The following is a 14,185-nucleotide window of genomic DNA, read 5'->3' as shown; positions in this document are numbered from 1 at the left end:
GTCATCACGGGCGAGAGCGAAGCGGAGACCCGGGACCGGAGAGCCGAAGTCTCTCCTCGGTAACTCCTTGAAAGATAGAGGCCACGACCCACCGGTCCCGGCCCGACGCTCTGCTGGGCCGGCGTGACTTCGGCGAGGTCGAGGCCGGTCATCCAGCTCAGCCGCGGCAGACGCCACGGTCTTGTTCGGGTGCCTCAGGCAACCTTCGGGAATGACGCGTCACAGATCGCGGTGAGATCCGCCTCGATGCCCCGCGCGCCGGCGATGACGCGCACGCCCGCCGTGAGCGCGGCCTCGGCGTCGAAAGCCGGGACAAAACCGCCGGCCTCCTCGATCATCAGCAGGCCCGCCAGGCAGTCCCAGGCGTGCATGTGCGCCTCGCAGTAGGCGATCAGACGGCCGGACGCCGTATAGGCCAGCATTAGGCCGCCCGAGGCATTGCGGAAGAAGACGCCGCCCCGGTCCACCAGCGCGTCGATCACCTGCACTGCGCCGCAGGCCTTGGTGCGTCCGCTGAAGCCGACACCGACCGATCCGCGTCCGAGGCTGTCGCTCGACGAGACCCGCATCGGACGCCCGTTCACGAAGGCACCACCGCCCCGCACCGCATGGAACATCTCGCGCGCCAGCGGATCATAGGTGATGCCGATCACCGTCCGGCCCTCGTGGACGCAGGAAATGACCACGCACCACTGCGGGATGCCGGCGACGAAATTGGCCGTGCCGTCGATCGGATCGATGACCCAGGTGAACCCGGAACTGCCGGCCAGGCGCCCGTGTTCCTCGCCCACGATGCCGTCCTGCGGGAACCGGTCGGCCAGCGCGTCCCGCACCAGCGTCTCCACGTCCCGGTCCGCCTCCGACACGAGGTCCTGATGCCCCTTGGCCGTGACCGTCAGCGTCTCGAGACGGCGGAAATAGTCGAGGCCAAGCGCCCCGGCGCGCTCGGCAAGATCAAGGGCAAAGGCCAGACGGTCCTGGATCATGGCAAACTCCGGCGGAAGGCAACACAGGGATGGGAGGGCGTGGCCGCTGGCCGCGCAGACGCGGGCGACCGTCGGCCGCCCGCACGGGGGCTCAGCGCTGCTTGGCCTTGCCCGCGAAGGGGTTGTCGCCCTTGCGGTAGGACAGGCGGATGGGGGTCCCCGGCATCTCGAACTTCTCGCGCAGATTGTTCACGAGATACCGGGTGTAGCTTTCGGGCAGTTCTTCCGGCCGCGAGCAGAAGACGAAGAAATGCGGCGGACGCGTCTTGGCCTGCGTCATGTAGCGCAGCTTCACCCGCCGGCCCTGCACCGCCGGAGGCGGATGATGGGCGAGGATGCCGGTGAGCCAGCGGTTGAGCCGCGCGGTCGAGATGCGCGTGTTCCAGACGTCATAGGCCCCGAACACCGCTTCCATCAGCCGGTCGATGCCCTGGCCCTGCAGGCCGGACAGCGTGCAGATGGCCACGCCGCGGATCTGGTTGAGATAGCGGTCCTGGGCGTCGCGGATGGCCTGCCAGGCGGCCTCGCGGTCCTCGATCAGATCCCACTTGTTGATGGCGATCACCAGCGCCCGGCCCTCGCGCGCGCAAAGCTCGATGATCTGCAGGTCCTGCTTCTCGAAGGAATTGGTGGCATCGAGGGCCACGACGACCACTTCGGCAAACTTGATGGCGCGCAGCGCGTCGGCAACCGACAGCTTCTCGAGCTTCTCCTGCACGCGCGCCTTGCGGCGGATGCCGGCCGTGTCGAACAGCTTCACATGCCGGTCCCGCCACAGCCAGTCGACGGAGATGGAATCGCGCGTGATGCCGGCCTCGGGACCGGTCAGCATGCGCTCCTCGCCGAGCATCCGGTTGATGAGCGTCGACTTGCCGGCGTTCGGCCGGCCGACGATCGCCACCCGGAGCGGGCGCTCGGCCGTGCCGGCGGCGATCTCGGGCACGAGATCCTGACCGTCCTCGTCCAGCTCGATGGCAAAGCGGGCCTCGTCGGCGGCCGCCTGCTCGTCTTCCTCCACCTGCTCCACGAAGGGCAGCAGCGCCGAATAGAGACCGGCCAGCCCCTCGCCATGTTCGGCGGAAATCGCCACCGGCTCGCCGAGCCCGAGCGCGAAGGCCTCGTAGAGCCCGCCCTCGCCGGCCCGGCCCTCGGCCTTGTTGGCCAGCAGGATGACCGGCTTGTCGGACTTGCGCACCACGTCGGCGAAATAGGCATCAAGCGGCGTGACGCCGGCGCGGGCGTCAATGACGAACAGCACCACGTCGGATTCGACGATGGCCTCTTCCGTCTGCGCCCGCATGCGGCCTTCGAGGCTGGTGGCCTCGGCGTCTTCCAGCCCGGCCGTGTCGATCACGGTGAAGCGCAGGTCGCCGAGGCGTGCCTCGCCAGGGCGCCGGTCACGCGTCACGCCGGGCGTGTCGTCGACAAGCGCCAGGCGCTTGCCCACGAGCCGGTTGAACAGCGTCGACTTGCCCACGTTCGGCCGGCCGATGATGGCGACGGTCGCACCCAATTTGCATCTCCTCGAGGGGCCGGCGCACCGGCCATCCCCGTTCTGTCTCAGTTGAAGGCCGCCAGACCGTTGTCGCCTTCAAGCACGATCACACGGCCACCGGCCACGATCGGCGTCACGAACACATTGGTCTGGACATCCCTCACGCTCTGCACGTTTCCGGACGTGGCGTCAACCAGCGCGATGCGTCCGTCGTTCGAGAAAGCGACAAGAGTGCCGTTTGCCAGCACCGGACCGGCCCAGTTGCGGCGCTTCTTCTTGTTCTCGAGCTGCGGCAGGTCGGCGCGCCACAGCGGCTGGCCGGTCTTGCGGTCGAGCGCGACCATGCGGTCATCCAGCGTCACCATGAACACGGCCGAGCCGGAGACGACCGGCGTGTGCACGCTGCCGATGTCCTGCTGCCATTCGATCTGGCCGGTCTTGAGCGAGGCGGCGATGGTGCGCCCGGCCACGCCCGTGGCGAACACGGTGCCGCCGGCCACCACCGGGCTGGCCGACACGTCGGCCAGCGTCGAGAGCGCGAGGGTACGGAACGCGCGGGCAACGCCCTCGGCCCAGATCGGCTCGCCCTTCTTGATGTCGATGGCCATGATCTCGCCGGAGGAGAACGGCACCACGACCGTGCCGCCGACCACAGCCGGCGCAGAGGCGGACAGGAGGCCGGCGGATTCCTCGATGCCCGAATAGGTCCAGACGACCGACCCGTCTTCCTGCTTGATCGCGTAGACCTCGTTGTTCTGGGTCACGACGAAGACATAGCCGTTGCCGACGGCCGGAGCGCCGCGCGCCGGCGTGCTGAGGTCGATGGTCCACAGGACCTGACCGGACCCGGCATCGAGCGCGGCAAACTTGCGGTAGCCGGTGGCGGCGAAGACGCGGCCGTTGGCCACGGCGACACCGCCGCCCGAGGCCACGTCATCCTCGCCTTCGGGGCGCAGGTCGCGGGTCCAGGCCCGGGCGCCGCCGGTCGTGAAGGCCATCACCTCGCCCGAGGGCTTGTAGACGAAGATGCGTCCGCCGTCGGACACCGGACGGGCAGCGGCACGCAGGCCCGAGGCTGTCAGCCCGCCGCCGGAGCTGCCGATCGAGGCGCGCCAGACGCGCTGGCCGCTCACCGAGACGGCGATGTTGCCGGCATCGTTGTTTTCCGGGCCACCGGCCTGCGGCCAGTTCTGGCCACCGGTGGCCGAACCGATGCTGGCCGCCTTGCCGGCCGCGCTGGCCAGCGGATCGGCATCGGCAAAGACCGGCTGCCGGTCGCCGGGCAGGATCTTCTCGCGCTCGGCGAAGGGATTGATCGCGTCGGTGTATTCCGACACGGAGCTGCAGCCCTGCAGGACGACCATCAGCGTGGCCAGCCCGGCAAGAGCGCGCAGTCGAGAGGAGGTCTTCAGCGGCATCAGTTGCTCACTCCCGCAGCGGCCGGCGCCTTGCCGGTGGCGGCACGGATCAGGTCGTTGAGAAGGCCGACGCGGCCGGCAATGTCGCGCGGGGCGGCGGCGTCGCCGGCGATCTGGTCGACCCAGGACTGGGCCGCCGTCAGGTCACCCTGTTTCCAGGCGCTGAAGGCGAGGATCTCGCGCGCCGCGAACCGCCAGGGATTGTCATTGGCCGCCAGCGGCTGGAGCCGGCCGGCAACGGTCGCATAGTCGGCGCTGTCGAGGGCAATATAGCCGGCCCGGATCGCGGCCAGGCCGCGCAGCAGCGGGTCGGCCGACGAATCGGCGGCAATCGCGTCGAAGCGGGCCAGGGCCTCGGCCTCGTTGCCCTGGCGCGCCAGGTCGGTGGCCGCGCGCATCCGCGCCAGCACCGGATAGCCGCCGGTCGACTGCGCGAGGCTCTCGAACAGGGTCTGGGCCTCTGCCGAATTGCCGGCATCAGCGGCGCGCACGGCAGCCATGAACGTGTCACCGGCCTTCTGCGCCTGCTGCCCTTCCCAGTAGAGCCAGCCGCGGTACCCGGCCGTTCCGACCACCACCAGCACGGCAAGGATGATGACGTAGACGCCGAACCTGTCCCAAAGGCGACGGTACTTTTCGTGACGGATATCCTCGTCGACTTCGCGGAAAATATCGGACATGCGTGCCAGGTTCCTGCATACAGACAAAGCGGCGCGGACGCGGACGGGGCCCACGCGGCGCGGCGCCACATTACAGTGTCACCCCCGTCGTGGCAAACGCCCGTCTCGCGCTGTTTTCAAGCACTTGATGGCTGAAGTGAGGCAGCCGCGCGGCCGGACCGCGCTTTGGCGGCAGAATCGCCCATCACAGCCTTGCGAGGAGCGCTGCGGCGGCGGGCGTACCGCGACCGCCGAGCCCTCCCCCCATCGCGCCGCCAGCAACGCCGCCAGCGACTGCGCCAGTCGCTGCGCCGGCGCTCTCCGGCCTACATCGGCGCGACGCCGACCAGCCATTCGTGCAGCTTCCAGACGAAGAGCCCGTAGAGCGCGAGGCCGCCCACCAGCGCCACCACGTCACCGGCCGGGCCGACGTCGATCTGCGGCGGACCACCGGCGGCCACCGGCACGCGCCGCTTGATCGAGATCCGGTCGACGACCGCCCAGACCAGGAAGGACCCGAACAGCAGGACCGAGGCAAGGTCGCCATTGGCCAGCAGATGGGCAAGCGCCCACAGCTTCACGGCCACCAGCATCGGGTGCTTCAGCGCCCGCTTGATACGGCCGGGAACATAGGCGGCGATCAGGAACACGAACACCGGCAGCAGCAGCAGGAAGGCCACATGCTTGAGCCCCACCGGCGGCTCGTAGATCTGCGGCGCGCCCTCGAAACGGGCGAGGCCGTAGCCATAGATCATCAGCCCGAGGCCGAGGGCGGAAACGAGGCTGTAGAGGCCCTTGTAGCCGCCGCTTCCCAGCCGCTCCTGCAGGCCTGCGCGCAGCTCGCGCAGCATGGTGAGAGTGTGTGCGCCGAAGAACAGCGCGATCCCGAGGATCAGATACAGCATTCCAGGGTCTCCCTCGCGGCATCGCGTCGCCGCGTTAACCCAGTTGTGGTCGACTTTGGAGGATTGCCGCAAGACTTGATTCACGGGCCACCGATACCATCAGGCCAGTTTTCAGACACTCCTGGAGGCGATCTTGGACGAACGCCGCGCCGCGCCCCGCATGCGTGTCCTCAAGGCTGGCCGGATCGTGTTCGGCAACGGCATGCGTGTCTATGACTGCATGCTGCGCAACTCCTCCGAGGGCGGCGTGCTGCTGAAGGTTCCGAGCACCCATGACGTGCCGGACGAATTCATGCTCTATGTCGACACCGATCAGATCCGCCGGCCGGTGCAGATCGTCTGGCGCAAGGCGGACCAGCTCGGCGTCCGGTTCACCGGTCCGGCCGAGCCGGTCAGGGCCGCCTGAGCCAGCCGGTCGGCTGCAACGGCGCCGCTACTGGAACGCTTCCGCCTGAAGCCGGAACAGCGCGGCGTAGTGGCCATCGCGGCGCATCAGGTCGTCGTGGCTGCCGGCTTCCAGGATGCCGCCGCGATCCAGCACCACGATCCGGTCGGCCATGCGCACGGTGCCGAACCGGTGCGAGATGAAGACCGCCGTCCGCCCCCGGCTGAGATCGCGGAAACGGGCAAACACCGCCGCTTCGGCCCGGGCATCGAGGGCTGCGGTGGGTTCGTCCAGGATCAGCAGGGCCGCATCCCGGAAGTAAGCCCGGGCGATCGCGATCCGCTGCCATTCCCCGCCGGACAGTTCGACGCCGGAGGTGAACATGTCGCCGAGCACCTGATCGTAGCCGGCCGGCAGCCGCGCGATCACGTCAGCCGCAAGGCTTGCCTCCGCGGCCGCGTCCATCCTCTCCCGGTCCGCAACCGCCTCGATGCGTCCGACGCCGATGTTGACCGCGGCCGGAAAATTGTACTTCACGAAGTCCTGGAAGATCACGCCCACGTGCCGGCGCAGATCGGCGAGCGCGAAGGCCCGGCAGTCGATGCCATCGATCAGGATCCGGCCTTCCGTCGGATCGTAGAGCCGCGACATGAGCTTGACGATGGTGGTCTTGCCGGCCCCGTTCTCGCCGACCAGCGCCACGGTCTCGCCCGGCCGGATCGTCAGGTCGAGGTTGCGCAGCACCCAGCCCTCCTTGCCCGGATAGCGGAAGCCCACGTTCTCGAACACGATGCCCTGGCGGATCGGCTCGGGAAACGGCAGCGGCCGTTCCGGCTCCGTCACGCCCGGCACCAGCTCGAAGAAGGAATAGAGGTCTTCCAGATAGAGCGCCCGGTCGGCGATCTGCGTCAGGCCGAGGATCATGCGCTCGAACAGGGCGTTGAGGCGCATGAGCGCTCCGGCGAGGAAGGTCAGCTCGCCCAGCGAGATGTCGCCCTGCACCGCCCGGAAGGCGATGTAGCCATAGGCACCATAGTAGGACAGCGCGCTCAGGATGCCGAACAGCGCCCCCCAGAGCGCCCGCTTGCGCGCGAGTGCCATGCTGGCGACATGCAACGAGCCGGCCAGCGTCGTGAACCGCCCGGCCAGATAGGCTCCGAGGCCGAACAGCTTCACTTCCTTGGCCGTGCGGGCATTGGCCCCGACATAGCGGATGTAGTCGATCTCGCGCCGCCGGGCCGTCGCCTCCTTGTCGAGCCCGTAGCGCAGCGAATTGAAATAGGCCTCGCCCAGCAGCGACGGCAGAAGCGCGAAGGCCAGCAGCAGCACCAGCGCCGGGGCAAAGGCGGCCACACCCGCCACCAGCGCAATCAGCGTCACCGCATCCTGGGCCTGGTTCAGCATCTGGCCGAGCAGGCTGTTGCCCATGACCGACTGGTTGCGCGCCCGCTGCAGCCGGTCCTGGATCTCGCCCGTCTCCAGCTGGGCCAGGTCAAGCGCATCCGCCTGGCGGATGAGGGCGGCCCCGAGCCGGTTGGCATGGCGCTCGCCCAGCATCTGTTCGAGCAACCGATCGACGCGCGACAGCACCGCATCGCCTGCCACCAGCGCAAACTCGAGCAGGATCAGCCCGGCGAGCGGGGACAGCGCCCCGCCCTGCTGCAGGTCGGCCAGCTGAAAGCTGCCCGCGCCGGCGGCCGAGCGGGCCACGATCTCGTCGATGATCAGCTTGGCGACATAGAGCACGGCCGGCGGCTGCAGCGCCCGGATCAGGCGAAGGACCAGAATGGCGCTCGCAAGCCCGGGACCGGCGGCCCACAGCGAGGCCACCAGTTGCGGCAGTCGCCGCAGCGAGGCGACATTGGCCACCAGATGGCCGCCGATGCCCTGCCCGCGCCGCATCGCCCGCCACATTGCCCGCTGTGCGGCCCGGCCGCCCTCCCGGCCCTGCGGCGCCCGCTCCTGATCTGCCGCCATGCTCAGCTCATCCTCCTGGTCCGGTCCGGACGGCGCCGTCAGGCGCAACCGGCAAGGCCGCCAGCAGTAGCCGACACAGGCAGGCCGCGAAAGTCCGGATGCGCTGGCCGCCCCCCACCAGTCCGCTCCACCAGTCCGCTCCACCAGACCGCTCCCGGGCCGCTCCCCAACCAGGCCGCCGCCGGGGCCCGCCCTCGCCCCGGACCTGTTCCCCCTGGGCGCAGCTGTCGCCAACTTGCAACTTGCCAGTGCGCTGACGACTGCCTACTGTCAATCCTGTCAGGGACTTGGCAGACGACTGTACCGGTTCCGCACCGTTTGGTCTCAGTCTGGCGCGTCGTCATGGTTCCACTGCTTTCCCGCCCCCTTGCCGCTCCCCACAACTCCCGTGTGCCGTGGCCAGGCGCCGTGCCGGTCCGGTCGGCGCTGGCCGCAAGCGTCCTCGTCCTGCTGCTCGCCCTTGCGGGCACTCCGCCGGCGCATGCGGCGTCCACACCGCCGTCCGGCATCGCCGCGCAAGCCGGGCCGCAGCAGGAGGCCCGCATCGGCCCGCGCCCGGACTGGGTCGACCTGGCGCCGATCCCGGAACCGGATCCGGAGCTTGAGCTGCAGGTGAGCGACGGCGTCTACATTCTGATGATCGACGACCAGAAGCGCTGGGATGGAGCGGAGGAAACCGTCCACCGCCGCCGCGTGCGCCAGGTCATCGACCGCTCCGGTCTCGAGGCGGCCTCGACCATCCAGATGGACTTCGACCCGAGCCGCGAGACCCTGACCCTCAACTCCGTCCGGATCCGGCGCAATGGTGTCTGGCGCGACGTCACGCAGGACACACGCCTCGAGATCCTGCGGCAGGAGGATCAACTGGGCAACGGCATCCTCGCCGGCCAGCTGACGCTTCTGGCCATCCTGCCGAACGTGCAGGTGGACGACACGATCGATTACGAGATGACCGTGGTCGACAGCCGCCCGCTGTTCCGCGGGGCCTACGCCAGCAGTGCCGGCTTCAGCACCGACTTCCCGATCGGCTTCCTGCGCAGCCGCGTCTCGATCCCGGCCGGCCGGCAGGCCGTCATCCGGCTGCATGGCCGGACGGATCAGCAGCCCGAGACCGTCACGGCCGATGGGTACACCATCACCCGGGCCGAGATCGGCGGCAAGGTCTACTAGCTCTAAACGCTGCTGGATGAACCCTCAGCGGCATATCAATACAAGTTCTATTTTTAGTTGATTTCGATAAATCCCCATGATTAAACTAGTTTCGCAAATTCAAACTGCACATCAAATATCAGTATAAATTCGAAAATCTGAAAATTTTCGAGTTTATTATTATGGTTGTATTCTGGTTGCATCGCTGCAGTTTGGAAAATTTTACTCATGGAGATGCGCAGTGTCCAATCTTGTCATTTCTTTTCATAACAATTCGAAAGTAACATGGGTTCCAGATCAAAACGGAACCGAACTTCAAGAAGGTGGCAACAGTATCGATCAGTGGCCCGACGCCGACTTACTTCCTTATTCGGGTGAAGCGACTTGCGATGTTACGGAAAATCTCTCTAAAATCGCAGTGGGCGACGCATACGTTTGGTATTGTTGGAACAATGGCGTCTGGCGTTTTGGCATTCGTATTGTCGCACATGTTCAGGTTCTGGACATGGGAGATCGTCCCAGCTGGGAAGTCATGAGCGATCAGAACCTTAACAGCCCGACCATAGATTGGAAATCCAACGGGTCATCTCCGGGCGATCAGTATCAATGGCCCTCCGATCTCGGGTACACGATCATAGCGACACCGGATTCAACCCATAACGCTTTGAGTATCAATGTAATTATCAATGATGCCTGACCCAAGCTTCAAATATTGGGACCCCAACAAAGAGGGCGCGTTATGACTGAAAGAAAATCTGAGGATTCGACCAAAAATATTTTGATGATTGCATTCGATCAGGGCGCAGAAGAAGCGGCGATTGGCTGGTATATTGCCGTGCAAAACAACCCCAATCTGTTCCCGTTTATGGGCGATAACCCGGATGAGCAAATGTTGCGGGTCAACCGTTTGGGCGAATTGATGCAGGAGTGGGAGACTGATCCGGATGCTCTGATCGATGAGCTGCCGGTCCTGCTTAACTGGCCTGCAACACTTCCAAGTGGCGAGCCCTTCACCAGTAACGATATGGTTCAATTGCTGTTCGACGACACGGCCGAATTATCCTTCTCGGATGAAATTATCTATGAAGTCCCCGAAGAAGCCGCGGCCATCATTGATTTCATGATTGAAGCGGGTGAGGCCATCGTAGCAGCAGCAGCAGCGTAACGTCGTTCGGTTTCGACCAGCACGAGCTCATTTTCGAGCTGAAATTCTATGCCATGTTCGGCTTACCGACTGATCCCGAAAGTTCTCGCCGATGAACAGAAGAGGGGGGTATCCCCCTCTGACATAGGCGGAGAACCACAATCTTCTTCGGCGTGGGAACACATGAAGCGATGTCGAACATGGTTTCCACCCGGAAGCGGGCGTCGATGGCTTTCATTAGAAATTTCAAATTGCATGGCCTCGGCCACTAGAGAGCCACGTTGTTTCGGGCAAAAGAGCTTGCGCGGCGGATACCGGGCGAATTCGGCCAGAACGGCTGAGATCCGACAAAGACTTGCTGATCCCGCCTAATCCCGCATACGCGCCAACAGCCAAACGTTCCTGCGCGTAAAGCCACCGACTCCGGCAAGCTCAACCTGCGCAAGGAGGATGCGCGTGTCATCGACACGCCCCATTTCGCCTTTTCGCGACGGTCGGACGGTGCTGCCTTCTACGAATGGACCACCGAGCGCAAGACCACCGTCGTGCCGGCCGACCAGCTGCGCGAGCATCTTGCCCGGGTCGACGAGGCGCGGGACGAGGCAATGCTGTCCTATTCCATCGAGCCCTATCTGGCAGACCTCGACAAGCGCAAGCCCGCGCCGCCGTCCGCGCTGTCGCTGGCCGTCGACGATTTCCTCGCGCGGGCCCGGGCTCAGGCCCAGGCCCAGGCAGAGGCATTGCCGAGGCCGCAGGCCGGGCAGCCCGGGGCACAGCCTGACGCCGCCCCTCCAGCAGCGGAACCCTCCCCGCCCACCCGGTAACGGCGTCCCCCGGCCGGAGACGCCACGCGGCAGGCCCCGGCCCCACGCTTGCTCAGAACCCGCCGAGGACAATCTTGCCCTTGGCCTTGCCGCTCTCGATCAGGGCATGGGCGCGCTTGAGGGTGTCGGCGCTGATCGTGCCGTAGTCTTCGGCCAATGTCGTGCGGATCTGGCCGGCATCGACCAGCTCCGCAACCCGGGTCAGAAGCTCGTGCTGCCGGGCCATGTCGGCCGTCTCGAACAGCGACCTCGTGAACATCAGCTCCCAGTGCAGCGACAGCGACTTGCGCTTCAGGGGCAGCGCGTTCAGCTCCTTCGGGTCGTCGATCAGACCGAAGCGGCCCTGCGGCGCCAGGAGATCGATGCTGTCAGCCATGTGGTCGTCGGTGTTGGTGGTCGAGAACACGTAGGAGGGCGCGCCGAGGCCGAGTTCTGCCACTTGCGGCGCGATCGGCGACCGGTGATCGATGACGTGATGGGCGCCAAGCTCCCGCACCCAGGCCTGGGTTTCCGGCCGTGAAGCCGTCGCAATGACGGTGAGGTCCGTCAGCGCCCGGGCCAGCTGGATGGCAATGGACCCGACGCCGCCGGCGCCGCCGATGATGACAATGGCACGCGCAGCCCCCGGCACCGGCTTGGCAACGTCAAGCCGGTCGAAGAGCATCTCCCAGGCGGTGATCGCCGTCAGCGGCAGGGCAGCCGCGGCCTTGAAGTCGAGGCTCTTCGGCTTGCGCCCGACAATGCGCTCGTCCACGAGATGATACTCGGCATTGGTACCGGGGCGATGGATCGCTCCGGCATAATACACCTCGTCTCCCGGCTTGAAGGCGGTCACCTCGGGACCGGTGGCCACCACCACGCCGGCAGCGTCCCAGCCCAGCACTTTCCACTCCCCCTCGGCCGGTGCAACCGACTTGCGGATCTTGGTATCGACCGGATTGACCGAGACGGCCCGGACGTCGACGAGAAGATCCTGGCCTGTTGCGACGGGAACTGGCAGGTCGACGTCGACCAGCGCGCGGGCAGAACTGATGGGCTGCGGGGATTGATAGGCAACGGCTCGCATGAAAACCTCCTTGGTTTGCTGCGAGCCAATGTGTGCAGTATGATCTATCGGTGCAAAAACGCACAATTTTTGCACATAGTGTCAAAAAGGATACCGTGATGACCCGTCAGCGCCACCTCAGCTACGACTGTGCGCCGGGATGTTCCGTTGAAGCCGCGCTCAGCCTGATCGATGGCAAGTGGAAGGGTGTCATCCTGTTTCACCTGCTGGACGGCCCGATGCGCTTCAATGAAATCCGGCGCAAGCTCGCCAAGGTCACCCAGCGCATGCTGACGACACAGTTGCGCGAGCTGGAGGCCGACGGCCTCGTCATCCGCACGGTCTTCGCCCAGGTGCCTCCCAGGGTCGATTATGCCCTCTCCGAACGCGGCCAGTCCCTCGCCCCGGCCCTGCTCGCCCTGAAGCAATGGGGCGATGCCCACATGCATCTCTTTGCCGGAGCGGACGCTTGCAGCCTCACGGCTGTCGCCGACACCCCCGCACCATGACCTGAAACCAAAAACGGCGGCCACAGGGGCCGCCGTCGACTTGCGCGCAAGGGGAGCGCGGTCATTCCCACTCGATGGTGCCCGGGGGCTTCGAGGTAATGTCGTAGGTGACGCGGTTGATGCCCTCGACCTCGTTGATGATGCGGGTCGCGGTCTCGCTCAGGAACTCGTGGCTGAAGGGGTAGTAGTCCGCCGTCATGCCGTCGACCGAGGTCACGGCGCGGAGCGCGCAGGCGAAGTCATAGGTCCGCCCGTCGCCCATCACGCCGACGGTGCGCACCGGCAGGATCGCGACGAAAGCCTGCCAGATCTCGTCATAGAGACCGTGCTTGCGGATCTGGTCGATATAGACCGCATCCGCCTTGCGCAGGATGGCGAGCTTCTCGCGGGTGATCTCGCCCGGGCAGCGGATAGCGAGGCCCGGCCCCGGGAACGGGTGACGGCCGATGAATTTCTCCGGCAGCCCCAGCTCGCGGCCAAGCGCACGAACCTCGTCCTTGAACAGCTCGCGCAGCGGCTCGACCAGTTTCAGGCCCATCTTTTCCGGCAGGCCGCCCACGTTGTGGTGGCTCTTGATCGTCACCGACGGGCCGCCCGAGAAGCTGACGCTCTCGATCACGTCCGGGTAGAGCGTGCCCTGCGCCAGGAACTCGGCGCCGTCGATCGTGTTGGCGTGCTTCTGGAACACGTCGATGAACAGCTTGCCGATGGTCTTGCGCTTCACTTCCGGGTCGGACACGCCTTCCAGCGCGCCGAGGAACAGCTCCTGCTCATCCGCATGGATCAGGCGGATGTTGTAGTTGTCCCGGAACATGGTGACGACTTCTTCGGCCTCCCCCTGGCGCAGGAGACCGTGATCGACGAAGACGCAGGTCAGCTGGTCGCCGATGGCCTCATGGATCAGCACCGCCGCAACCGAGCTGTCGACGCCGCCGGAGAGGCCGCAGATCACCTTCTTGTCGCCAACCTGGGCGCGGATCTTGGCAATCGCGTCCTCGCGGTAGGCGCCCATGGTCCAGTCGCCGGTGAAGCCGGCCAGACGGACGAAATTCTCGTAGAGCTTCTTGCCGTTCGGCGTGTGGTGCACTTCCGGGTGGAACTGCACCGCGTAGAAGCGGCGGCCAGTGTCGGCGGTGATGGCATAGGGCGCGTTCGGCGACACACCATAGACCTCGAAGCCCGGCGCGATCTTGCTGACGTGGTCGCCGTGGCTCATCCACACCTGCTCGCGCTCGCCCTCGAACCAGCCGTCGAGCAGCGGCAGCCTGTCGCCGGCCGGCGTCACGAAGGCGCGGCCGAATTCGGCCGTGCCGCCGCCGCCAGAGATCTTGCCGCCCTCGACCTTGCCGCCGAGGTCCTGCATCATCACCTGCTGGCCATAGCAGATGCCGAGGATCGGCACGCCGAGCGTGTAGACCGACTGCGGCGGACGGGGAGAGCCCGCGCGGGTCACCGAATCCGGTCCGCCCGAGAAGATCACGGCCTTCGGGGCAAATGCGGCCAGAAACGCGTCGGTGACCTTCTGGTAGGGATGGATCTCGCAATAGACATTCAGCTCGCGCAGACGCCGCGCGATGAGCTGCGTCACCTGGGAGCCAAAGTCGATGATGAGGAGGCGGTCATGCTGTGTCATGGGCAGCTTCTACTCCGGCGACAGGCGGAATTGAACCGGTTTTTTGCCCCGCCCGG

14 protein-coding genes are annotated in these 14,185 nt (G+C 66.1%); 6 read left to right on the top strand and 8 right to left on the bottom strand.

Annotated features, from left to right (window positions below):
• Window positions 1-194: 194 nt before the first annotated feature.
• From GWI72_RS05450 to GWI72_RS05430, 5 genes are all read right to left on the bottom strand, one after another.
• Window positions 195-986 (bottom strand): inositol monophosphatase family protein, encoded by a 792-nt coding sequence (locus GWI72_RS05450; protein ID WP_161676012.1) that lies wholly within the window; start codon window positions 984-986, stop codon window positions 195-197.
• Between the two features lie 91 nt (window positions 987-1,077).
• Window positions 1,078-2,499 carry a ribosome biogenesis GTPase Der gene (der, locus tag GWI72_RS05445; RefSeq protein WP_161676011.1) on the bottom strand — a complete coding sequence of 474 codons (1,422 nt, stop codon included), beginning with the start codon at window positions 2,497-2,499 and terminating at the stop codon, window positions 1,078-1,080.
• Window positions 2,500-2,546: 47 nt separating this feature from the next.
• On the bottom strand, window positions 2,547-3,899 hold the full coding sequence (locus GWI72_RS05440) for an outer membrane protein assembly factor BamB family protein (RefSeq protein WP_161708072.1): 1,353 nt from the start codon (window positions 3,897-3,899) through the stop codon (window positions 2,547-2,549).
• The gene (locus GWI72_RS05435; RefSeq protein WP_161676009.1) at window positions 3,899-4,579 is read right to left on the bottom strand and encodes a tetratricopeptide repeat protein; all 681 of its coding nucleotides are present in this window, start codon (window positions 4,577-4,579) and stop codon (window positions 3,899-3,901) included. The genes GWI72_RS05440 and GWI72_RS05435 overlap by 1 nt, the downstream gene beginning before the upstream one ends.
• A 305-nt stretch (window positions 4,580-4,884) precedes the next feature.
• A complete protein-coding gene (locus GWI72_RS05430; RefSeq protein ID WP_161708071.1) occupies window positions 4,885-5,463 on the bottom strand; it encodes an NnrU family protein in 579 nt (192 codons plus the stop codon).
• Between the two features lie 133 nt (window positions 5,464-5,596).
• Between GWI72_RS05430 and GWI72_RS05425 the strand changes: the two genes are divergently transcribed.
• A complete protein-coding gene (locus GWI72_RS05425) occupies window positions 5,597-5,869 on the top strand; it encodes a PilZ domain-containing protein (RefSeq protein ID WP_161676007.1) in 273 nt (90 codons plus the stop codon).
• Between the two features lie 27 nt (window positions 5,870-5,896).
• Here GWI72_RS05425 and GWI72_RS05420 read toward each other — a convergent pair whose 3' ends face one another.
• A complete protein-coding gene (locus tag GWI72_RS05420; protein WP_244314204.1) occupies window positions 5,897-7,825 on the bottom strand; it encodes an ABC transporter ATP-binding protein in 1,929 nt (642 codons plus the stop codon).
• A gap of 342 nt (window positions 7,826-8,167) precedes the next feature.
• Between GWI72_RS05420 and GWI72_RS05415 the strand changes: the two genes are divergently transcribed.
• The 4 genes from GWI72_RS05415 (at window position 8,168) to GWI72_RS05400 (ending at window position 10,942) form a co-directional block, all read left to right on the top strand.
• Window positions 8,168-8,995: a DUF3857 domain-containing protein gene (locus tag GWI72_RS05415; RefSeq protein ID WP_161708070.1), complete on the top strand. Its 828-nt coding sequence runs from the start codon at window positions 8,168-8,170 to the stop codon at window positions 8,993-8,995.
• 220 nt (window positions 8,996-9,215) lie between these two features.
• Window positions 9,216-9,671, top strand: a complete 456-nt coding sequence (locus GWI72_RS05410) for a hypothetical protein (RefSeq protein ID WP_161708069.1) — start codon at window positions 9,216-9,218, stop codon at window positions 9,669-9,671.
• Window positions 9,672-9,713: 42 nt separating this feature from the next.
• Window positions 9,714-10,139: a hypothetical protein gene (locus GWI72_RS05405; RefSeq protein ID WP_161708068.1), complete on the top strand. Its 426-nt coding sequence runs from the start codon at window positions 9,714-9,716 to the stop codon at window positions 10,137-10,139.
• Window positions 10,140-10,663: 524 nt separating this feature from the next.
• On the top strand, window positions 10,664-10,942 hold the full coding sequence (locus GWI72_RS05400) for a hypothetical protein (protein WP_161708067.1): 279 nt from the start codon (window positions 10,664-10,666) through the stop codon (window positions 10,940-10,942).
• Between the two features lie 52 nt (window positions 10,943-10,994).
• Here GWI72_RS05400 and GWI72_RS05395 read toward each other — a convergent pair whose 3' ends face one another.
• Window positions 10,995-12,008: a zinc-binding alcohol dehydrogenase family protein gene (locus tag GWI72_RS05395; RefSeq protein ID WP_161708066.1), complete on the bottom strand. Its 1,014-nt coding sequence runs from the start codon at window positions 12,006-12,008 to the stop codon at window positions 10,995-10,997.
• A gap of 98 nt (window positions 12,009-12,106) precedes the next feature.
• Here GWI72_RS05395 and GWI72_RS05390 point away from each other — a divergent pair, with 98 nt between their 5' ends.
• Entirely contained in the window at window positions 12,107-12,496 is a 390-nt protein-coding gene (locus tag GWI72_RS05390; protein WP_161708065.1) for a winged helix-turn-helix transcriptional regulator, read from the top strand.
• A gap of 61 nt (window positions 12,497-12,557) precedes the next feature.
• Here the strand turns inward: GWI72_RS05390 and guaA are convergent, their stop codons facing one another.
• Window positions 12,558-14,129, bottom strand: coding sequence for a glutamine-hydrolyzing GMP synthase (guaA, locus tag GWI72_RS05385; protein ID WP_161676003.1), 1,572 nt, complete (start codon window positions 14,127-14,129; stop codon window positions 12,558-12,560).
• Window positions 14,130-14,185: the final 56 nt, after the last annotated feature.

This window comes from Pannonibacter sp. XCT-53, assembly GCF_009915765.1.
GTDB classification, from domain to species: domain Bacteria; phylum Pseudomonadota; class Alphaproteobacteria; order Rhizobiales; family Stappiaceae; genus Pannonibacter; species Pannonibacter tanglangensis.
The sequence above is the reverse complement of the archived record's forward strand: the minus strand, read 5'-3'. Positions and strand labels throughout refer to the sequence as shown.